Raw genomic sequence first — 20,776 nt, forward strand, 5'->3', positions numbered from 1 at the left:
TCCATCCGCGGCCCGTGAACTACCCTGGAGTCATGAGCGTCAACGTTGGAATGGTCGTCGAGCAAATGTGGCAGCCCGTGCCCGGCGGGTCCGGCCGGTACATCGTCGAGGTCGCCTCCCGCCTCGCGCACTGCGGGGTCCGTGCCGTCGGCATCAGCGCCCGCCACGGCTCCGGCGCCCCCACGCCCGGCGAGGTCGGCCTGACCATCCCCGTGCGTGCCAGCGCGCTGCCGCGCCGCGCCCTCTACGCCGCCTGGGACCGGCTCGGCGCCCCGGGCGTGGACCGCCTGCTCACCACGGCCTCGTCCGCCCCCGACATCATCCATGCCACCACCTGGGCCATCCCGCCGACCTCGCGCCCCCTGGTCGTCACCGTCCACGACGTCGCTTTCCTGCGCGACCCCGACCACTTCACGGCCCACGGAACCGCCTACTTCCACCGCGCCCTCGAGATCACGCGCAAGCGCGCCGACGCGATCATCGTCCCCTCCCAGGCCACCGCCGACGACTGCGTCGAGGCGGGCCTGGATGCCTCCCTCATCACTGTCATCCCGCACGGCTTGAGCCACACGCCCGTCACCGCCGACCAGATCGAGGACTTCCGCGCCCGTTGGGACCTGACCCGCCCCTACATCCTGTGGGTCGGAACCCGCGAGCCCCGCAAGAACCTGCCGACCCTCCTGGCCGCCTACCGGCAGATGGAGGACGCCGACCTTGATCTGGTCCTCGTCGGTCCCGCCGGATGGGGCTCTGACCCCACCGACGCGCCCCTGGCACCCGACCGCGTCCACGTCCTGGGCCGCCTCGACGACGCCGACCTGGCCTGCGCCTACGCGGGCGCCCGCGTCTTCACGTTCCCGTCCCTGTGGGAGGGCTTCGGCCTGCCCGTCCTTGAGGCGATGGCCCACGGGACCCCCGTCGTCACGAGCGCGGGCACCTGCATGGAAGAGGTCACCGGCGACGCCGGGCTGCTCGTCGAGCCGACCGTCGCGGACGCGCTCGCCGCCGCCCTGCGAACCGCCGCCGGGGACGCCCACGACGACCTGGCTGCGGCCGGCATCGAGCGCGCGCGCCGCTTCACGTGGGAGGCCTCCGCCGCCGCGCACGCCGAGGTCTACCGCCACCTGGCGGGTGCGCGATGAGGACCAGGACCGCCCGCGTTATCCTCGTCAACTGGAAGAACGCGCCGCTGACCCTGCGCGCCGCGCACTCGATCGCGCCGCAGATGGGGGAGGGGGACCACCTCGTCATCGTCGACAACGGATCCGACGACGACTCGCTGAGCGTCCTACGAGATGGCCTCGAGGAGCTTCGAGGGGCCGCCGACCCCGCGCGTGTCTCCCTCGTGAACGCCGGGACCAACGACGGCTTCGGCGCCGGCGTCATGGCCGGAGCGGCCGGCCTGTCGGAGGGGGCCGTCGTCCTGCTCAACAACGACGCGACCGCACGCGACGGCTTCCTCGAGGCCCTCCTGGCGCCCCTGGGGGAGACCGTGGGGGCCACGACCGCCCTCATCCTCCTGACCGGCACGTGGCGGCCCGCCACCGCCTCGGATACGCATGTCCTGGTCGCCCGAGACGGCAGCCGGTGGGCGCGCGTGGGGGAGGAGGAGCCCGCGGGGCGCGTCCTCATCAACTCCACCGGCAACGAGGTCGACCCCGCCGGCAACGGATACGACCGCTCCTGGCTCGACCCCGCCGACTCCCCGCTGCCCGCCCCCGAGGTCTTCGGCCTGTGCGGAGGCGCCTGCGCGATCGCCGCCGAGGCATGGAGGCGCGTCGGGGGAGTGCGCACCGACCTGTTCATGTACTACGAGGACACGGACCTGTCCTACAAGCTGCGCGAGGCCGGCTTCCAGGTGCGCTTCGTCGCGGGCGCCGTCGTCGACCACGAGCACGCGGCCTCCTCGGGCACGTCCTCGCCCATGTTCCTGCGCGTCAACGCCCGCAACCGCATCATCGTGGCCGCCCAGCATGCCCCGTGGGGCGTCGTCGCGCGTGCCGTCGCCCGCTCCCTGGCCCGCGCCCTGCGCTCGGGCGGCCGCGGGCCCGTCGCCCGCGGCGTCTTCCAGGGACTCCTTGCCCTGCCTCGCGCCCTGCGCCACCGCACCGCCTCCCGCTCCTAGGCGTCGGCCTCGTCGACGAGGCCGGGGCGGGTGGGTGCGTCGCGGCACACAACGCGAGGCGGGGCTGCGTAGCGGCCATGCCTTGATAGACTGAGTCACATGGTGAAGACTGTCCTCGTTACCGGAGCCGGCGGCTACATTGGTCGCCACATCGTTCACGCCCTGCTGGAGCGCGGCCTTGACGTCAGCGTCGTCGATTTCCGTCTCGACGGGGTCGACGAGCGGGCCCGCCGCATCGACACCCAGATTTTCAGCGGAGACGCCGATATCTACGACCAGCTCGGACGCCCCGACGTGGTCCTGCACCTGGCGTGGCGCGACGGCTTTGTGCACAACTCGCCGGCGCACATTGAGGATCTGCCTGCCCACTACCGTTTCATCGAGAACCTCCTCGCGGGCGGGTGCACCCACCTGGCCGTCATGGGCTCGATGCACGAGGTCGGCTACTGGGAAGGCCCCATCGACGAGAACTCTCCGTGCAACCCCGCCTCCCTGTACGGCATTTCCAAGAACGCCCTGCGGCAGATCACGCAGCTGCTCACCGCCCAGCACGGCGCGACCATGCAGTGGCTGCGCGGCTACTACATCGTCGGCGACGACGCACACGGCTCCTCGATCTTCTCCAAGCTCCTGGCCGCCGCCCAGGAAGGTAAGAAGACCTTCCCCTTCACCACGGGCAAGAACCTCTACGACTTCATCTCCATTCAGGAACTGGCCTACCAGATCGCGGCCGCCGTCTCCCAGGATGAGGTCGACGGCATCATCAACATTTGCAGCGGCGAGCCCATGAGCCTGGCCGACCGCGTCGAGGCCTACATCCGCGAGAACGACCTGGACATCACCCTCGAGTACGGCGCCTTCCCGGACCGCCCCTACGACTCCCCGGGCGTGTGGGGCGACGCGACGAAGATCCGCCAGATCCTCGCCGCCGTCGACGGTGCGGGGGAGTGACATCGTGAAGCGCGCCGGTATCTTCCTGTTCTTTGATCCCCAGGGCATCGTCGACGACTATGTCGTTGCGTGCCTGACGTCGCTGCGCGAGTACCTGGACGAGATCCTCGTCGTGTCCAACTCCCCTCTGGACGACACCGCGCGCGAGCGCCTCCTGACGGGCGCGACCGAGGTGTTCGAACGGGAAAACACCGGCTTCGACGTGGGCGGCTACCGCGACGGCATCGCCCGCTTCGGATGGGAACGCCTCGGCCAGTTCGACGAGCTGATACTCTTCAACTACACCTTCTTCGCCCCCATCCACCCGTGGAAGAATCTCTTCGACCGTATCGATGCGGCGGGGGCCATCGACTTCTGGGGCATCACCGAACATGACGAGATTCGCCCCCACCCCTTCCTGGCCTCCTCCCGCATGCCCCGCCACATCCAGTCCCACTGGATCGCGGTGCGCAACCCGCTGCTCAGCTCCCCGGACTTCCGCACGTACTGGGACGAGATGCCCCCGATCCGCTCCTACAACGACTCGATTCAATGGCACGAGTCGCGCTTCACGGAGTACTTCAACAAACTTGGCTACACCCACGCCGTGGCGTACCCGCGCGAGGACTACCCCTCGCCCAACCCCGTCTTCGATAACGCGGCCCTACTGCTCGCGGACGGGTGCCCGATCCTCAAGCGCCGCAACCTGTTCCACGACCCGCTGTACCTGGACCGCCACGCGATCATCGGCGCGGACATGCTGGAGCTGGCAGAAAAGGCCGGCTACGACACCGACCTGATCCTCACGAACCTGGCGCGCACCTCGCGTCCTCGTGATCTCGTGACGAACGCGGGCCTGACCACCGTCATCCCGCCGCGCGCCGACCAGGCCACCCTGGACGCGGCAGCCTCCCTCAAGGTCGTCGCCGTCGCCCACATCTTCTACGCCGACATGGCCGACGAGATCCTCGACCGCCTGAGCGTCCTGCCCGCCGGCTACCACCTGGTGGCCACAACCTCGAACGAGGAGAACAAGGCCCTCATCGAAGCGCGCGCCCAGGAACGAGGCGTGGACGCCGACGTGCGCGTCGTCTCCTCCAACCGCGGCCGCGACATCGGCGCCTTCCTGGTGGATTGCAACGACGTCCTGACCTCGGGCGAGTACGACATCGTCGTGAAGATCCACTCGAAGAAGTCCGTCCAGGACGACTACAACGCCGCCCAGCTCTTCAAGGAGCACCTCTACGACAACCTGCTGGCCTCCTCCGACCATGTGGCCGGAATCCTCGCCGAGTTCGCCGCCCACCCGGGCCTGGGCATGGCGATCGCCCCCATGCCGCACATGGGATACCCGACGATGGGCCACGCATGGTTCGCGAACCGCGGCCCCGCCCGCGACTTCGCCAAGAAGGTCGGCATAACCGTCCCCTTCGACGACCACCAGCCGCTGGCCCCCTACGGCTCCATGTTCATCGCGCGCCCGCAGGCCCTGTCCCCGCTGACCGGCGCCGGCCTCGTCCCCGAGGACTTCCCCGAAGAGGGAGGCTACAAGGACGGCTCCCTGGCCCACGTCATCGAGCGCCTCCTGGCTTACGCGGTCCTGTCGCGCGGCTACTACGTGCGTCCCGTCATGACCCCGAAGTGGGCGGGCGTGTACTACGGCTACCTCGAATACAAGCTGGCCGCCGTCTCCTCCATGCTCCCTCCCTTCTCGATTGACCAGGTTCCCTACCTTAAGGCGCGTTCGGGAGGCGTCCCCAACCTGCTTGGCGCCGTCAAGACGAACATCATGGTGCGCAACCCCGGCTTGGGTAACGCGCTCAAACCCGCCTACCGCGTCGTGCGCGGCGCCGTCCATACGATTCGATCGATGAAAGGTAAGCGATGAGTCTGGCCTCCACGATTCGGGCTGCGGCCCCCCACACGCCCCAGTCCGTCGCGCAGGCATTCAACTCGCGGTCTAACTCGATCGGGTTTTTGCGTTGGCTGATGGCTTTCATGGTCATCTTCTCGCACGCCGGACCGATCGCCGGTTTCTACGGCGGCGAGGACCTGGGCGTGCAGATCTCGAAAGAACAGTCCATCGGTGGTGTCGCCGTCGCAGGTTTCTTCTTTTTCTCGGGATTCCTGATCACGCGCTCGCGCATGGGGCGCGCGACGATCTGGCGCTACATGTGGCGCCGCGTCCTGCGCATTTTCCCGGCTTTCTGGGCCGCCCTGCTCTTCACGGTCGGCGTCCTGGCGCCGATCGCCTACTGGCATACCTTCCACAACATCTCCGGCTACCTGCACCCCGCCACCGAGTCCCCGCTCACCTATTTCGTGAACAACATGTTCCTCAACCTGGGGCAGCGCAACATCGCGGGCATGGGCGAGAACCTTCCCTACTTCATCCTGCACGGTGCGCGCGACTGGAACGGCTCGGCGTGGACCCTCATCTATGAGTTCAAGGCATACATCCTGGTCGCGGTCCTCGGCCTCTTCGGTGCGCTCGCAAACCGTAAGGTGGGCGGCGCCTTCGCCCTCGTCCTCATCGCCCTCAACGCCCTGCAGTGGATGGGCGCGGGCCAGGTCGCCAACGTCAACTACCTGCTGCGTGATCCCTTCATGCTCATGTTCATGGGCCCCTTCGCGTTCGGCATGCTCTTCACCCTCTACGGTGACAAGATCCCCATGGATTCGCGCCTGGCGTGGGGCGGTCTGGTTTTCGGCGTCCTGTCCTACGCGTCGGGCGGCTGGAACATCGTCGGTCAGTACGGGTTCCTCTACTTCCTCATGTACCTGGCGATCCGCCTGCCCCTGCAGAACTGGGAGAAGCACGGCGACCTGTCCTACGGCATCTACATCTACGCGTGGCCGATCATGGCCTTCGCCGCATACTTCCACCTGCAGGACCGCGGCTGGCTCGCCTACCACCTGACGGTCGTCATCACCGTGCACATCCTGGCCTACCTGTCGTGGCACCTCATCGAGAAACCCGCCATGAGCCAGAAGAACTACCTGCCCGGCTGGATGGGTGCACTCATCGAGCACTTCCGTCCCACGTACGAGGCCGTGGCCCGCCGCATCGTCACGCCGGCCCTGTCCTCGACCAGGATCGCGACGGTCATGGAGGCCGAGGAAGCCTCCGCCAACGCCGAGGAGGAGACCAAGTGAGCGAGAAGAAGTCGTCCGGTCAGTTCAAGGAATCCGAGTCCGGCCTGCGCGACGTCTCCTACGACGAGGGCGTGCCCACCGGCTCGTGGAAGCACCGCCTCCACTACGTGCCCCTCGCGATTCTCCTTGCGGGCGCATGCGCGGCAACCAGCGTGGGCGTGTGGTACCAGAGCACCCACCCGGCCCCGGCCTCGGCCCCCGCCCCGGCCTCGGCGCCCGTCGGCTTCAACCGGACGACGGCCCAAGCCGTGCCCGAGGCGTGCGCGCCGACCCCGCGCGCCGACGTGGGCCCCTGGACGCCGGGCGTCGCCGGCACCGCCGGATACCTGCCCACCGACGCCGCCGACGCCTCGTTCCAGGCGGGCATGACCGGCGTGAGCACCTACGTCGAGGGGCGCGACGGGTACTTCTTCCTCTCCGACGTCTTCAACGCGAACTTCTCACAGGCGCTGGGTCGCGTGCGCCCCAACGCCGACCAGATCGGCGCGTGGGACCGCTACATGACGGCCATCGAGCAGGCGGGCGACGCCAACGGCGCGACCACCATGTTCCTGCCCGCCCCGGCCACCTGGGACGTCTACTCCGACAAGCTGCCGCAGTGGACCGACCCGCTGCGCGGCACCACCTCCATGGACCTCATGCGTACCGCGCTACCCGCCCACCCGTGGGTGGACGTGCGCCAGGGCCTCGTCGACGCGCGCGCCACGACGGACGCACCCCTGTACTCGGCCGTCAACCCGCACTGGTCACCTTACGCGGCGCACGTGGCCTGGAACCAGACCCTGACGTGCCTGGGGGCACTCAACCCGTCCCTGGCGGGCCTGCCTTCCCTCGCGCCCTCCGGCGTGTCGACATCTGACGCCCCCAACGAGTACGAGGGCCTGGGCGCGCCGAACGCCACCGGCCCGTGGGCGATTCCCACCTACGCACAGGACCCCGGCTCGGTGCGCATGCTTCGGTTGGACTCGCGCGACGAGCTCGCGGACGCCTCCGCGCGCATGGCCGAGGTGGCGGGCGCCCCCGAGGTGTCCCTGGCCACCCCCATCGATTTCGAGAACAAGCCGGCGCTGACGTACAACCCCAACGGACGCGGCACCGCGCTCATCGTGCGCGACTCGCAGGGCAACAACCTCGGTCCCGACGTGGCCGCGACCTTCGAATACACCATTCAGGTTGGCCACGCCCTCGACGCGGAGCATCCCACGGATGTCGCCTCTCTCATCGAGGCATACCGCCCCAGCGTCGTGATCGTAGAGTTCACGCAGCGATACCTCGCGCTCACTCCGGGCTCGCCCGAGTAAGATAGAATTCCTGACCACGACAGAAACGATGGGAGAAGCGGTGTCTGAGACGAAACGGGTCATCGACCTGACGGTGCGCATGGCGCAGCGTTCGATCTCCTCTGAGTTCAAGGGCACCGCGCTGGGGCGCCTGTGGTCCTTCATCAACCCCCTGGCGACCATCGCCGTCTACGCGCTGATCTTCGGCGTCGTCTTTCGCGGCGAGGCCGACAAGGGCGTGAACTCGGGGCTGTCCTCCTTCGCGCTGTGGATCGGCGTGGGCGTCATCGCCTGGAATTTCATGTCGAGCGGCATCCAGCGAGGCATGGACTCCCTTGTCGGCAACTCCGGCCTGCTGACGAAGGTCTACTTCCCGCGCCAGGTCCTCATCTACTCCTCCGTTCTCGCTCTGGCCTACGATTTCGCTTTCGAGCTGGGCGTCATCATCGTCATCATGTGCATCGCGGGTGGTCCCGGCGTGCTGTTGATGATCCCAGCGGTCATCGCCATCACGGCCCTTGCCATGCTCTTCGTGATCGGCATGGGCCTCATCTTGTCCATCGCCTCCGTCTACTTCCGCGATATCTCGCACCTGTGGCAGATTTTCAACCAGATCTGGATGTACGCCTCCGGCGTCGTCTTCTCTCTGTCGATGCTCAACAAGGTGCAGACCGACCTGGCGGCCAAGGGGTGGACGTGGGGCGGTGAACCCCTGCCGATCGTCACGATCTTCCGCCTCAACCCCGCCGAGCTCTTCCTCGAGGCGTACCGCTCCACGCTCTACGGATTCGCGATCCCGTCCTGGCAGGTCTGGCTGGGCTGCACCGCCTGGGCCTTCGGTATCTTCGGCCTCGGCTCGCTCATCTTCCGTCGCTTCTCGGCACGAATCGTGGAGGAACTCTGATGACGAACGCGATCTCCGTTGCGGGCGTGTCCAAGCGTTTCCGCATCTACAAGAACCGTAACCAGTCCCTCAAGGGTGCGTTCCTGCAGCGCTCGCGCGCCCAGTTCGAGGAGTTCTGGGCCCTCGACGACGTCTCCTTCGACATCCCGCAGGGCAAGACCTTCGGGCTGCTCGGACACAACGGTTCCGGCAAGTCGACGCTGCTCAAGTGCATCGCGAAGATCCTTACCCCCGACAAGGGCACGATTTCCTCGACGGGCCGCATGGCCGCCATGCTCGAGGTCGGCTCCGGCTTCCACCCCGAGCTCTCGGGCCGCGAGAACATCTACCTCAACGGCGCGATCCTGGGCATGAGCAAGAAGGAGATCGACTCCAAGCTGGACGCGATCATCGACTTCTCCGGCGTGGAGCGCTTCATCGACCAGCCGGTGAAGAACTACTCCTCCGGCATGTACGTGCGCTTGGGCTTCTCCGTGTCCATCCACGTCGAGCCGGACATCCTCCTCGTCGACGAGGTCCTGGCCGTGGGCGACATGGAATTCCAGAACAAATGCATGGACAAGTTCGCCCAGCTCAAGGACCAGGGCCGCACGGTCGTCGTCGTCTCTCACGGCCTCGAGCAGATGCGCACCTTCTGCGATCAGGCGGCCTGGCTGGACCACGGCACGCTCGTCGATGTGGGTAACGCCGCCGAGGTCATCGACACCTACTCCGACGTCGCTCACCACGCCGTCGAGGTCGAGGGCGGGGGGACGCGCTTCGGCAGCGGCGAGGCCATGATCGAGAAGATTGAGCTCCTGGGCCCCTCCGGTGAGCCCACCTCGCTGGTCAACACGGGGGACGCCGTGCGCCTGCGCCTGCACTACCGGGCGAAAGAGCGCATCACGGCCCCCGTCTTCGGCGTCTCTATCGACACCCGCGAAGGGATCTTCGTGTGGGGCCTGCACGGCGTCGACGCCTGCTACGTGCCCACCTCCATCGAGCCCGGTACCGGCCACCTGGACGTCAATATCCCGCGCCTGGCCCTCAACCCAGGCTCCTACACGATTTCCGCGGCCATCCAAAACCACGACATGACCAGCGTTATCGACGCCCTTCAAAAGGCGCGCCGCTTCGATGTCCTGCCCGGCCCCGGCATGGAATCCGGCGGCATCATCACCCTCGGGGCGTCCTTCTCGGGACTGTCCCCCGAGCGGCCGATGCGTGACATCGCTCGGCGCGGCGCCGCCGACTTCCAGCGTCTGGCCCGCATGCAGGCGCAACAGGCGGACGCGCTCGGCGCCGAGGACTGAGGAACCCAGGCTGATACGGTGGGGCCGGGGCTCATCGAGCCCCGGCCCCCAAACATTTCCGCGGGGAGGGTCACCGTCGGATACTGCCTGTTCCGTTGGGCTGAGCCTGTGCGCATGTTGTTCACGCTTTCCTGCCCCGCCTGCCATCTGGTAGGCTGACCCTGTTACAGTGGCGCATCAACTCAGAGGAGCAGTCATGGTCATGATCAACACCGATGACGGGCAAGCTGTCGCCCCCGACATGCAGGTGCACTACGCGAAGTGGAGGAGCTGGGAACAGGCCCTCCGCGAAGATATTGCCCCGAAACTCGAGGAAGCCGCCCGGCTACTGGATACAAATAGTAAGCTGCAGACCGAGGGGAAGTGGAGCGCCGAATCCGGTCCCAAGGCCTTTGCAGCTAAGTACGAACAGTACCTCACCGAAGAGGTCGCGGCCCTTAAGGCGATGGCCAAAAATGCCAGAGCGTTCGCTGACAAGATCAGCACAGCGATGGATATGCTGGTGAAGAATGAGGGCGATGCTGCGGGCTGGTTGGATAAGGAGGCCGCGAAGATTCCCTCGGTGTATATCTCGGATGACAAACAGGCCGCCCTTGACGAGTTCGCCAAGCACCCTTCCGGGTCGAACCTCGCTAGGTTGAAAAGGTACCGGTACTAGCCCGGTGGTTCCGGGGCGTAGCATCCAATCGACGACGAAGGGGAGGACTCAGGATGATGGCGACAGTGACGGGTGTGTGTCGGCGTGTGGCCCGATGGATGGCAGGCCTGGCTGCGGTGGCGTGCTGTGTGGTGGGGGCGGCCTTGCCCGCTCAGGCCGATGATGGGCCTGTTCCGGTGCCCTCCACTCCGCCCACGGCGCCGCCCACTACCCCGCTGTTCCCGGGTCGCCCCATCCATATGAGGGTCGAATTCCATTTCGGCGAGGATCCCGTTCCGGGGCAGCAGGGCAGCCAGCCCACCGCCTACCTGTTGGTGGTGTTCTCAGATTGGGGTAAGGGGCGGAGTCTGAGCGAGCAGGAGTGCCAGGACCTGGTGTCCACGTTCTGGTCCGGGACTGGCCCTGATTACCAGGTGGAGGCCGCGGTAAAATACGACGATTGTCAGATCGAAGCGTACTACATGGGTGAGGCGCGTCATGCGTTCTATTCCCTGGATGAGGCTGGGCACATGCAGGTGCGCCCGCCCATGGCCTACCTCAACCAGATCGCCACTTCTTTTGACGACCTTCTCTTCGATCGCCTTGACTTTGACGTCACGGGCATGAATAACGCTCACTGCAACGCGAACCCCTCAAATGATAGACTCAACGTTCTCTTGAACATCACCCACATGTCCACCTGTGTGTGGGATGTCGGTGACGGGGTCACGATGCCGACGACCGATGAGCCGCTCATGGAAGGCGACGTCGAAGACTACTTCACCACCTACCTTAATGGCACGGTCGGGCCCTTCACCGAGCTTGTCGTACCCGTCAACCCCTTCACTGTGACCCCGGTACCCACGACCGATCCGGCCGCCGGTGCCTCGTCCGCCGCGTCGGGCGACCAGTCCCAGAGGGGGGAGTCTTCTTCCACGGGCCTGCTCATCGGCATCGGTGCCGCCATCGCCGCCCTCCTCCTGGTGGGCGCCGGGGCCCTGGTGGTGGCCCTGCGCCGCAAGAAGTAACAGCGCGGCCACCACGGACCGGCACGCCGCCACGAGCCCGGCGGTTCCGGGGCGTAGCATCCAATCGACGACGAAGGGGAGGACTCAGGATGATGGCGACAGTGACGGGTGTGTGTCGGCGTGTGGCCCGATGGATGGCAGGCCTGGCTGCGGTGGCGTGCTGTGTGGCGGGGGCGGCCTTGCCCGCTCACGCCGATGATGGGCCTGTTCCGGTGCCCTCCACCCCGCCCACGGCCGCGCCCACTACCCCGATGTTCCCCGGTCGCACCATCCGCATGAGAGCCCGCTTCGAATTCGGTGAGGACATCGTTCCGGGGCAGCAGGGCATCACGCCTACCGCCTACCTGACGCTGGTGTTCTCAGAGTGGGGTAACGGGCGGAACCTGACCGAGCAGGAGTGCCAGGACCTGGTGTCCACGTTCTGGTCTGGCACCGGCCCTGACTACCAGGTGGAGGCCGCTGTAAAATACGACGATTGTCAGATCAAAGCATACTACCTGGGTGAGGCGCGCCATGCGTTCTATTCCCTGGACGAGTCGGGGCACATGCAGGTGCGCCCGCCCATGGCCTACCTCAACCAGATCGCCACCTCTTTTGACAATGTATATTTCAAGCGCCTTGACTTTGACGTCGTGGGCATGAATAACGCTTACTGCAACGCGAACCCCTCAAAAGAAGACCTCAACAACCTTGTTGTTCTTAGCCACGCCTCTTCCTGCGTGTGGGACGTAGACGACGGGGCCACGATCCCCACGACCGATGAGCCGCTCATGGAAGGCGACGTCGAAGACTACTTCACCGGCAAACTCGCTGGCACGGTCGGGCCTTTCACCGACCTTGTCGCACCCGTCAACCCCTTCACCATCACCCCCACGCCCACCACCGACCCGGCCACCGGTGCCTCGTCCGCCGCGTCGGGCGACCAGTCCCAGAGGGGGGAGTCTTCTTCCACGGGCCTGCTCATCGGCATCGGCGCCGCCATCGCCGCCCTCCTCCTGGTCGGCACAGGCGCCCTGGTCATAGCCCTGCGCCGCAAGAAGTAACAGCGCGACCACCACTTGCCCGTGCGCAAACGTCCCACATTCGAGGTAGTCAGTCGGGCGATCGCAGGGCTCTCTATCACGCATCAATCCCGAGATACGCCGAGCAACCACGATGGATCCCCTCCAGGTCGACGAGCAGATACATCGATCTCAACGCTGCCGCGAAGCAGAGCAGCAGGTAGTGGCGAGACACCGCCCCAGGTCCTTTGACGATCGCGGGGGTAGCAGTCCGCTCGTCGTCAAGGTTCTTAACTTCTACCCGCAACCCCCGACCAGCACCAGCTCACCCACACTCAACTCGGAAGATCCCATACACTTGTAGGAGAACTATCCTCCACCGGTAAGGCATCCCATGGCAACGACGCCCACCCGCACGCGCCGCGCATCCCTGCGCGCCCTCACGATGACCCTCGGCCTGTCCCTCGCCCTCATCGCGCTGCCCGCACAGGCGCGCGCCGATGACGGGGGAGAGGCCGCGCCGCAATCCACGCCAGAGGCATCGACCGCAGCCCAGTCCGCCCCGCAGGCCGCGCCGTCCGACCCACCCAGCCCCGCGACCACGGGCGCGCCCGAGGCCACCGCCCCCAGCGCGAGCGACCAGGACCGGGGCGCCCAGGCCTCGTCGGTGGCGAACGAACCCCCGACCGTTGGCGCCGCCGACGAGACGGGACAAGGAGCGTGGCTGCGCGACTCAATCGGCTGGTGGTGGCGCCGCCACGACGGCACCTACCCGGCGGGCAGCTGGGCGCGCATCGCCGGCTCGCGCTACTTCTTCGATCAACGCGGCTACATGGCCACCGGATGGCTGCGCGACGGCGGCCACTGGTACTACCTGGCGCCCACCGGGACCCTCATCGGCGGGTGGTTGAAGGACGGGGGAGCGTGGTATTACCTCGATCCGAACACGGGCGTCATGGCGACCGGCATGGTGGGCGTGGACGGTACCTGGTACTGCATGGACTCCTCGGGTGCGATGCGCACCGGGTGGGCGCGTCTGGCCGACGGCTGGCACTACTTCGCCCCCAGCGGCGCCCAGATCGGCGGGTGGCTGAAGGACGGGGGAGCGTGGTACTACCTCGATCCGAACACGGGCGTCATGGCGACCGGCATGGTGGGCGTGGACGGTACCTGGTACTGCATGGACTCCTCGGGTGCGATGCGTACCGGGTGGGCGCGTCTGGCCGACGGCTGGCACTACTTCGCCCCCAGCGGCGCCCAGATCGGCGGATGGCTGAAGGACGGGGGAGAGTGGTACTACCTTGACCCCGATAGCGGCATCATGCGCACCACCCCGCTCGAACTGGGCGGGCGCCGCTACGAGTTCAACGCCTCGGGCGCGTGGCTCGGGTACGAGGCGCCGGCCGGCTACCTCCAGCCCACCGACCACATCACCGGGCTCGGAGACCAGACCAACACCCTGACATGGGGCATGAACGGCGTCAAGGTCCGCATCGTGCAGCAGCGCCTCGGCCTGTGGCACGCCACCAAGCTCGCCAGCGTCGACGCCGCCTTCGTCTCCGCCGTCACAAACTTCCAGCGACGCGCGGGCCTGAGCCCGACCGGAGTCGTCGACCGCGCCACCTGGGACGCCATGGACACCGGATACCCCTGGACCGTCGACCAGTACCAGGCCAGCCCGCTGCCCCTGACCGCCACACGCTCAGAGCGCATCGAAGCGCTCATCGGATACGCGTGGAACCAGACCGGCTCGTCCTACACGTGGGGAGGCGCCGGCCCCTACGACCTCGGATTCGACTGCTCCGGCCTCGTCCTCCAATCCCTGTACGCCGCGGGTCTCGACCCCCAGCCCATCACCGTCATCAAGCACGGGTGGCCCGACTACCGCACGTCCCAGGAACTCTACGCCTACCCATACTTCCAGCACGTGCCGCTCGCCCAGCGCCAGCGCGGAGACCTCATCTTCTACAGGAGCGGCGGCGTCGTCACGCACGTGTCCATCTACCTGGGCGACGACATGATCGTCCACACCGACTGGATGGGCCGCCCCGCGCGCATGGACCACATCACCGCCAGCTACGGGTGGGCCAACATGACCCCCGACGTCGTGCGTCCCCTCCCGTAGGGACACCACGCAAACGGGTCGGCCCCGAAGCGGGGCCGACCCGGGGACGAGGGAGGCAGGCTCGCGCTCGCGCCCGACGAATACCCTATCCGCGCTTGAAGAGGCGCCGCGCCGCGCGCGTGGGGGCCGTCGCCGCGCTGCGCAGCGACTCCCCGAGCGTCGGCTTATCCTCCAGCTCCTGACGCAGGGCAGCCACCTCCTCACGCAGCTCGTGCACCTCTTGATGCAGGGCCTTCATCGTGTTCAGCAGGTTAACGTGGACCAGGTTCAGCGAGGAATGCATCCCGGAATCCACCCGCAAGAGCTCCTCGCGCGTGCGCCGGTAATACTCCGCGGTGAGCAACGCCTGGCCCAGGTGCGGAGACGACGGATCCTCCGTCGCCAGCATGGCACGCAGGTAACGATCACGGATATGCAGGTTGTCCCACGTGTGCAGATACGCGTCCGTCACGATCGAATTGCCCAGCGACGGATCCAGCGTGTCACGGTGATGCCAGAAGGCCAAAGGCCCCTCATCAATGAAACCGACGGGGGAATCCGCGAGCAGACGCAGGTTGAAATCCCAATCCGCCTGCGTCTGCAGGGAACCATCCCAGTGACCCACGCGATCGGCGACCTCGCGGCGGATCAGCTGAGAGATCGGCGGCGTGTAGTTCTCCACCATCATGTCCACGAGGGAGAGGCCGTACATGTCCGTCGACAGGACCTCGCGCTCGATCTCAGTGCAGGTCCCGTCCGCACGCACGCGCTCGCGGATGATCTCGCAGCGCGTCGCGACGCCCCCGGCGTCGGGATGCTCGTCCAGGTAGGCGACCGTGCGAGCCAGGAATTCCGGGTGCCAGGAATCGTCGTCGTCGTGGACCGCGTAGTAGCGGTTATGCGAAGCCTGCAGGCCGCAGTCGAGGGCAGCCTCGCGGCCCTTCGACACCGCGTTGGTGACCACCTGAATCTTGGCGCGCAGCTCCGCGTCCTGGGCGTCGACCACCGAGGCGACCTCGGCCTCGTCGCCGGCGTCGTTGACGATGACGACCTCGTAGTCCGTGAAGGTCTGCGATCCGATCGAGCCCAGGGCTCGGGTGAGCATCGCCGGGCGATTGCGCGTGCGGACGACGACGGTGACTGTGGCGCTCATTCTGTTTCTTCCTTCTCGCGGACGGCGGTGGTGGCGGGCTCAGGCAGAGGCTCCGCAGGCGGCGCGATGGCCGCGTGGACGGTGGGGGCGTCCGCTTCCTCGGCGTCACGCACCCGCGGGCCGATCAGGTAGGAGCCCGCGATCAGCGCCAGGGTGTATCCGGCCGTCGCGATGATCCACAAGGTCATCGGGGTGATCGGCGCGCCCGCCCACCACCATTGGATGTTGCCGTTCAGGTTGCCCGGCGCAATCCAACCCAGGTGTGGGATGTACAGGAGTCCGCTGACGTAGCGAGCGATCGTCGTGTGCATCGCGACGGCATCGACGACGCTCATGAAGAAGACGAAGATCGTCAGCTGCCCCTTCGTGATCGAGGAGTTCTTACGGCTCGAGGCGAGCCAGATGACCAGCCAGATGCCGAGCAGGGGCAGTGCGTAGCGCGAGTGGTAGCCGCCGAGGTTGGGGAACGTGGGCGGGGTCGCGATCAGGAGGGGGATGCCGGCCATCGCGCCGAAGACCATGAAGGCGGCCAGGGCCTTGCGCCAGCTCATCGCGCGCGCGCCGAAGAAGATCACCGCACCCAGAACGAGGAGCCCGATGATCGTCGTGTAGCCGGGCAGGTGGGTATCGCGCCAGCCGGGTCCCGAGTCCAGGCCAACGAATCCGGCGAAGTACTCGGGCAGGTAGCGGATGTTCATGATCGCGATATCGATGCGCTCGCGCAGGGTCACGGACGCATCAGACTGGGCGATATGTTCGGACTGGCCCGACCCGAGCATGCACCACACGCCGATGATGCTCAGGACGGTCGCGATTCCGATCTCGGGCAGGTGACGGCGCGTGGCCGCCAGAATCAGGATTCCCAGGGAGGCAACGAAGACGTAGAAGGCAGCGTCGCCTCGGGACCCGTAGCACAGCAGCGCCGCGAAGGCGGCCGCGCCGAGGAGAGCCCAGCGTCGCCACCCCTGCGCGTTGAGGGCCGAGTAGAGGGCCGCGCCGTAGCAGAACACGCCGGTGATCGCCCACGACGAGGGGTTGTTGGAGGCAATAAAGTACAGGCCGATCGGCGTCCACGACACCAGGGCTGCTAAGAGCACGCTGAAACGCACGGACCGGCGCGACAGGGCAGCGATCGCCCCCATGAGGATGATGGCGATCCCGGCGTTGATGGCACGCATGACCCACACCGAGTGCTCGACGTTGTGTCCGGTGAAGAGATGGTGGAACTGGTAGAAGCCGTAGGGGTATTGACCGTCGTTGTAGCGGTCTGTCGGAAACATGGTGTCGTCCGAATACTCGTAGATGCAGGCGTGCGACTTGTCAGCCTTGAATGCTTCGCACGGCGCATGCGACGTGGTCACGGGTGCCATGACGTACAGATTGCCGTCGATCGTGGTCGTCGCGCACGAGGAGGTGGCGGGGCGCGGACACCACGAGGAGACCAGGTGGTAGTCGTCGTCGGGGGAAGCACCCGGGGGCGAGGCGAAGACCCATCCCGCGCTGACGGCGAGGACGCCGAGCACGACGATGATGAGGGCGAGCGGTCGGGCCGCCGAGGCGACGAAACGATCCCGCAGGGGAGCAAGGTGGTCGGCGAGCGCGCGTGCCATGGAGTGAACCAATCTGTTTCGGACGGATACCCATAATTTACACGAGTCGCCGCCACTTCGGCCGCCGTGAGGCCGTGGTCGGGTTAGAAGACGACCGGCCAGTGGGGCATGCAGGTCGTCAGGGTTGCGTGGGCGCTCGTGGCCTCGGCGAGGGCCTGCTCGTAGGCGGGGTTCGTCTCCGGCTTCTCGCCGCGCTTGAGGGCCTCCTGGGCGGCGGCCTGGTCGGCGTATTCGGGGATGGCGCCCGAGTCAAGGGCGGCGTTGCGGTCCACGTAGACGTTGAGGGCGGCCAGGGCTTCGCGCGCGGTGTCGTCGGTCGCCGCGGCGCTGAGCTGCGTGGCGTAGTCGTTGCGCAGGGTCGCCGCGAAGGCCTCCCACGCGTGGTGGCGCTCGTCGGCGGTGGTTTCTCCGGCGCGCCGCGACGCGACCGTGGAGTACGCCTGCCCGGTTTCGGAGGAGGCCAGGGCCTCAGTGAAAACGGCGTCCATGGCGGCGCAGCCGGGGGAGGCCGCGCGCAGGGTCGGCATGGAGGAGTTCGCCGGCTGTCCGGGGTCTCCCGGGGATACGGACGTCACGGGCACCGACTGGTCGGACTGGGCGGAGTCGGTGACCTGGCACGAGGCCGTGGCCAGTGCGCACATCGCGAGGAGGAGAGCCGCGGGGGCGAAACGAGTCACGAAGAGTCCTTATTCGTTGGGGATGCGTCCAATGTAGCAGCGCGGTGCGGCAGTAGTGGGACCTCGTGCGTGGCGAATAGTGACGTATCCGACGAGGCTGCGGGGGTCGCGGGTCGGGTTTGCCGTGAATGTGCGGCATAATGGTGGGCAGGAAACCGGTGAAAACCACCCTCGGACGCCCACGGGCGCGCAAAGGAGAATACCCATGAAGATCGTTGTGACCGGCGGCGCCGGCTTCATCGGAGCGAATTTCGTTCACACGCTGCTGGAGGACCATCCGGACGTTGACGTCGTCGTCCTGGACAAGTTCACCTACGCGGGCAACCGCGCCTCCCTGACTGACATCCCCGCCGATCAGGCCGCGCGCCTGAGCGTCGTCGAGGGCGACATCGCGGACGCCGACCTCGTCGACGGCGTCGTCGCCGGCGCGGACGCTGTTGTTCACTTCGCAGCCGAGTCGCATAACGACAACTCGCTGCTGGACCCCTCGCCCTTCATTCAGACGAACCTGGTGGGCACCTTCACCTTGCTGGAGGCCGTGCGCCGCCACAAGGTGCGCTTCCACCACATCTCCACGGACGAGGTCTACGGCGATCTCGAGCTGGACGATCCCGCGAAGTTCACGCCCACCACGCCCTACAACCCTTCCTCGCCCTACTCCTCGTCCAAGGCGGGTTCGGACCTGCTGGTGCGCGCGTGGGTGCGTTCTTTCGGCGTGGAGGCCACGATTTCGAACTGCTCGAACAACTACGGTCCCTACCAGCACATCGAGAAGTTCATCCCCCGCATGATCACGAACCGCCTGCGCGGCGTGCGCCCCCGCCTGTACGGCGACGGCCTGAACGTGCGCGACTGGATCCACGTGCGCGACCACAACACGGCCGTGTGGGATATCCTCATGAAGGGCCGCATCGGCGAGACCTACCTGATCGGCGCGAACGGCGAGACGAACAACCGCGACGTCGTCGCCATCCTCAACGAGCTCATGGGCTACGCCCCCGACGACTTCGATCACGTGACCGACCGCCCGGGCCACGACCTGCGCTACGCGATCGACAACTCGAAGCTGGTCACCGAGCTCGGCTGGGAGCCGCGCTTCACGAACTTCCGTGACGGCCTGGCCGACACCATCGCCTGGTACACCGAGAACGAGGCCTGGTGGGCTCCCCTCAAGGAGGCCGTCGAGGCGAAGTACGCCGCCGAAGGGCACTGAGTCCTTGGGTAGCGTGACCCGAGACGACGGTCAGCCTCGCCCCCGCGTCACCGTCCTCATGGCCACCTACAACGGGATGGCCGAGGGCGGGGCGTGGCTCGACGAACAGGTGGACTCCGTGCTCGCCCAGGTGGGCGTGGACGTGTCCCTCGTCGTCTCCGATGACGCGTCGACGGACGCGACGCGCTCCCACCTGGAAGAGCGCGCCGCGGCCGACCCGCGCATCACCGTGTTGCCTCAGCGCGACGGTGCCCCCGGCGTGACGGGTAACTTCCTGCACCTCTTCACGACGCATCCCTTCGACGGGTCCTTCGTCGCCTTCACCGACCAGGACGACGTCTGGCACGAGGACAAGCTGGCCACCCAGCTCGCCCTCATGGCTGCCACGGGGGCGGATGTCGTCTCCTCCAACGTGACTTCTTTCGAGTCGCTGCCCGGCGGTGGAGTGGGGGAGCGCCGCCTGATCCGCAAGTCGCAGCCGCAGCGCGACTGGGACTTCCTCTTCGAGGCGGCCGGGCCCGGCTCCACATACGTGTTTTCTCCGCAGGCGCACCGCTCGCTCGTCGGCGTGCTCGCGCGGCTCGACTACAGCCAGATCGGCGTGCACGACTGGTACGTGTACGCCCTTGCGCGCGCGATCGGCCTGACCTGGGTGATCGGCGAGGAGCCAACCCTGGAGTACCGCCAGCACGGCGGCAACGTGCAGGGCGCCAATTCGGGTGCGGGCGCTCGCGACGCGCGCATGGAGAAGCTGCGCAACGGCTTCTATCGCGACCAGTTCATCCGCACGGGCCGCGCCGCCCTGGCCGTGGGGACCTTCGACGCGCCGCGCCGCATCGAGCTCGCGGCGATCCTGCGCGAGCTTGAGGCCGACGGGCAGTGGGCCCGCCTGCGCTTTGCCCGTCGCTGGTCGCAGATCAGGCGCGACCGCCTCGAGGGACTCAAGCTCGCGGCCGCGCGCGTCCTGCGCGTCTGGTAGCCGCTAGCGGGCGTAAGTGACCAGCCCCGCGTCCGCGGCCTCCGTCGCCAGGATCTGGGGGAGGCGCTCCGGCGAAACAACGTGGGGGTCGATGAGGACCACGCTGCGCCCTCGCATCCACTGGTCGAGCACTTGCCCTGCCCCGGTGCGTCCCTCCCACAGGAGCGCGACTCGCGACCCGCTGACTCCCTCTGGGGCGCGTAGCCCCGCCAGGGCCTCGTCCCGCGCGCTGGCCAGGAGGTCGGGGGTGTCCACGATGAGGGCGTCGGGTGCCGTGGCGATCTCGGCCAGCGCGTCCACGGCCCCGTCGAGCTGCGCGTCCCAGGCGAAGGACAGGTAGGCGCGGGGCTGGGCGAGCACGTGGGCGCCGGCCGCCAGCGCGTCGCGTGCCTGGGACCCCAGAGAATTTGTCACAAATAGATCGCCGGGCAGGGGCCGTCGCGTGTCGAGGGGCTCCCATCCCATCGCGCGCGCGGCGATCTGCCAGAGCGCGTCCTGCCAGGGTTGAAGGGACGTGTAGATGCGAGTTGGTGCCGGTTCGTCGGAGCCGAAGAGGTCAGCGGCGAGCTCGTTTGTCAGGTAATTGGCGATCTTGGAGAGCCATCTGCTGACCACGGGTCCTCCCAGCTCGACTCGTTCCTGTCCGTACTGGGTGAGGGCGGGTCCTGACCATCCGTTAATCATGCT

The 20,776-nt window shown here is 67.1% G+C and carries 18 protein-coding genes; 14 read left to right on the forward strand and 4 right to left on the reverse strand.

Annotated elements, in window-relative coordinates; all coding sequences use genetic code 11:
* Positions 1-32: 32 nt before the first annotated feature.
* The 12 genes from QU663_RS02980 to QU663_RS03035 all read left to right on the forward strand — a co-directional run bounded on the left by QU663_RS02980 (position 33) and on the right by QU663_RS03035 (position 14,478).
* Positions 33-1,142, forward strand: a complete 1,110-nt coding sequence (locus tag QU663_RS02980; RefSeq protein ID WP_296494956.1) for a glycosyltransferase family 1 protein — start codon at positions 33-35, stop codon at positions 1,140-1,142.
* Positions 1,139-2,125, forward strand: a complete 987-nt coding sequence (locus QU663_RS02985) for a glycosyltransferase family 2 protein (RefSeq protein ID WP_296494954.1) — start codon at positions 1,139-1,141, stop codon at positions 2,123-2,125. The genes QU663_RS02980 and QU663_RS02985 overlap by 4 nt, the downstream gene beginning before the upstream one ends.
* Positions 2,126-2,224: 99 nt before the next feature.
* The gene (locus QU663_RS02990) at positions 2,225-3,076 is read left to right on the forward strand and encodes an NAD(P)-dependent oxidoreductase (RefSeq protein WP_021610695.1); all 852 of its coding nucleotides are present in this window, start codon (positions 2,225-2,227) and stop codon (positions 3,074-3,076) included.
* Positions 3,077-3,080: 4 nt separating this feature from the next.
* Positions 3,081-4,943, forward strand: a complete 1,863-nt coding sequence (locus QU663_RS02995) for a rhamnan synthesis F family protein (RefSeq protein WP_034480075.1) — start codon at positions 3,081-3,083, stop codon at positions 4,941-4,943.
* Entirely contained in the window at positions 4,940-6,211 is a 1,272-nt protein-coding gene (locus QU663_RS03000; protein ID WP_021610697.1) for an acyltransferase, read from the forward strand. The genes QU663_RS02995 and QU663_RS03000 overlap by 4 nt, the downstream gene beginning before the upstream one ends.
* Positions 6,208-7,512 (forward strand): hypothetical protein, encoded by a 1,305-nt coding sequence (locus QU663_RS03005; protein WP_304990666.1) that lies wholly within the window; start codon positions 6,208-6,210, stop codon positions 7,510-7,512. The genes QU663_RS03000 and QU663_RS03005 overlap by 4 nt, the downstream gene beginning before the upstream one ends.
* 40 nt (positions 7,513-7,552) lie before the next feature.
* On the forward strand, positions 7,553-8,395 hold the full coding sequence (locus tag QU663_RS03010; protein WP_084437404.1) for an ABC transporter permease: 843 nt from the start codon (positions 7,553-7,555) through the stop codon (positions 8,393-8,395).
* On the forward strand, positions 8,395-9,687 hold the full coding sequence (locus tag QU663_RS03015; protein WP_021611526.1) for an ABC transporter ATP-binding protein: 1,293 nt from the start codon (positions 8,395-8,397) through the stop codon (positions 9,685-9,687). Before QU663_RS03010 ends, QU663_RS03015 begins: the two co-directional genes overlap by 1 nt.
* 196 nt (positions 9,688-9,883) lie before the next feature.
* Complete coding sequence (locus tag QU663_RS03020) at positions 9,884-10,345, forward strand: hypothetical protein (protein WP_304990667.1); 462 nt, start codon at positions 9,884-9,886, stop codon at positions 10,343-10,345.
* 53 nt (positions 10,346-10,398) lie between these two features.
* Complete coding sequence (locus QU663_RS03025) at positions 10,399-11,352, forward strand: hypothetical protein (RefSeq protein WP_304990668.1); 954 nt, start codon at positions 10,399-10,401, stop codon at positions 11,350-11,352.
* Positions 11,353-11,441: 89 nt separating this feature from the next.
* Positions 11,442-12,395, forward strand: coding sequence for a hypothetical protein (locus tag QU663_RS03030; RefSeq protein ID WP_304990669.1), 954 nt, complete (start codon positions 11,442-11,444; stop codon positions 12,393-12,395).
* Positions 12,396-12,747: 352 nt separating this feature from the next.
* On the forward strand, positions 12,748-14,478 hold the full coding sequence (locus QU663_RS03035; RefSeq protein ID WP_304990670.1) for an NlpC/P60 family protein: 1,731 nt from the start codon (positions 12,748-12,750) through the stop codon (positions 14,476-14,478).
* Positions 14,479-14,563: 85 nt separating this feature from the next.
* On the opposite strand, the gene QU663_RS03040 is transcribed toward QU663_RS03035, so the two are convergent.
* The 3 genes from QU663_RS03040 to QU663_RS03050 form a co-directional block, all read right to left on the reverse strand.
* Positions 14,564-15,610, reverse strand: coding sequence for a glycosyltransferase family A protein (locus QU663_RS03040; protein WP_021611345.1), 1,047 nt, complete (start codon positions 15,608-15,610; stop codon positions 14,564-14,566).
* Positions 15,607-17,220, reverse strand: coding sequence for a DUF2142 domain-containing protein (locus tag QU663_RS03045; RefSeq protein ID WP_021611344.1), 1,614 nt, complete (start codon positions 17,218-17,220; stop codon positions 15,607-15,609). The genes QU663_RS03040 and QU663_RS03045 overlap by 4 nt, the downstream gene beginning before the upstream one ends.
* Positions 17,221-17,303: 83 nt before the next feature.
* Positions 17,304-17,897 carry a hypothetical protein gene (locus tag QU663_RS03050; protein ID WP_034480727.1) on the reverse strand — a complete coding sequence of 198 codons (594 nt, stop codon included), beginning with the start codon at positions 17,895-17,897 and terminating at the stop codon, positions 17,304-17,306.
* Between the two features lie 205 nt (positions 17,898-18,102).
* Between QU663_RS03050 and rfbB the strand changes: the two genes are divergently transcribed.
* Together rfbB and QU663_RS03060 are read left to right on the forward strand one after the other, a co-directional pair.
* A complete protein-coding gene (gene rfbB / locus QU663_RS03055; protein ID WP_009057343.1) occupies positions 18,103-19,110 on the forward strand; it encodes a dTDP-glucose 4,6-dehydratase in 1,008 nt (335 codons plus the stop codon).
* A gap of 58 nt (positions 19,111-19,168) precedes the next feature.
* Positions 19,169-20,089: a glycosyltransferase gene (locus QU663_RS03060; RefSeq protein WP_021611341.1), complete on the forward strand. Its 921-nt coding sequence runs from the start codon at positions 19,169-19,171 to the stop codon at positions 20,087-20,089.
* Positions 20,090-20,092: 3 nt separating this feature from the next.
* On the opposite strand, the gene QU663_RS03065 is transcribed toward QU663_RS03060, so the two are convergent.
* Complete coding sequence (locus tag QU663_RS03065) at positions 20,093-20,704, reverse strand: hypothetical protein (RefSeq protein WP_034480730.1); 612 nt, start codon at positions 20,702-20,704, stop codon at positions 20,093-20,095.
* Between the last annotated feature and the right edge of the window lie 72 nt (positions 20,705-20,776).

The organism is Schaalia sp. HMT-172 (assembly GCF_030644365.1).
GTDB lineage: Bacteria > Actinomycetota > Actinomycetes > Actinomycetales > Actinomycetaceae > Pauljensenia.

Bases quoted from the DNA above. Each gene is read 5' to 3' on its own strand.
- QU663_RS02980 (WP_296494956.1), top strand. From the start codon at position 33: ATGAGCGTCAACGTTGGAATGGTCGTCGAGCAAATGTGGCAGCCCGTG.
- QU663_RS02985 (WP_296494954.1), top strand. From the start codon at position 1,139: ATGAGGACCAGGACCGCCCGCGTTATCCTCGTCAACTGGAAGAACGCG.
- QU663_RS02990 (WP_021610695.1), top strand. From the start codon at position 2,225: ATGGTGAAGACTGTCCTCGTTACCGGAGCCGGCGGCTACATTGGTCGC.
- QU663_RS03000 (WP_021610697.1), top strand. From the start codon at position 4,940: ATGAGTCTGGCCTCCACGATTCGGGCTGCGGCCCCCCACACGCCCCAG.
- QU663_RS03015 (WP_021611526.1), top strand. From the start codon at position 8,395: ATGACGAACGCGATCTCCGTTGCGGGCGTGTCCAAGCGTTTCCGCATC.
- QU663_RS03020 (WP_304990667.1), top strand. From the start codon at position 9,884: ATGGTCATGATCAACACCGATGACGGGCAAGCTGTCGCCCCCGACATG.
- QU663_RS03025 (WP_304990668.1), top strand. From the start codon at position 10,399: ATGATGGCGACAGTGACGGGTGTGTGTCGGCGTGTGGCCCGATGGATG.
- QU663_RS03030 (WP_304990669.1), top strand. From the start codon at position 11,442: ATGATGGCGACAGTGACGGGTGTGTGTCGGCGTGTGGCCCGATGGATG.
- QU663_RS03035 (WP_304990670.1), top strand. From the start codon at position 12,748: ATGGCAACGACGCCCACCCGCACGCGCCGCGCATCCCTGCGCGCCCTC.
- QU663_RS03040 (WP_021611345.1), bottom strand. From the start codon at position 15,610: ATGAGCGCCACAGTCACCGTCGTCGTCCGCACGCGCAATCGCCCGGCG.
- QU663_RS03045 (WP_021611344.1), bottom strand. From the start codon at position 17,220: ATGGCACGCGCGCTCGCCGACCACCTTGCTCCCCTGCGGGATCGTTTC.
- rfbB (WP_009057343.1), top strand. From the start codon at position 18,103: ATGAAGATCGTTGTGACCGGCGGCGCCGGCTTCATCGGAGCGAATTTC.
- QU663_RS03060 (WP_021611341.1), top strand. From the start codon at position 19,169: ATGGCCACCTACAACGGGATGGCCGAGGGCGGGGCGTGGCTCGACGAA.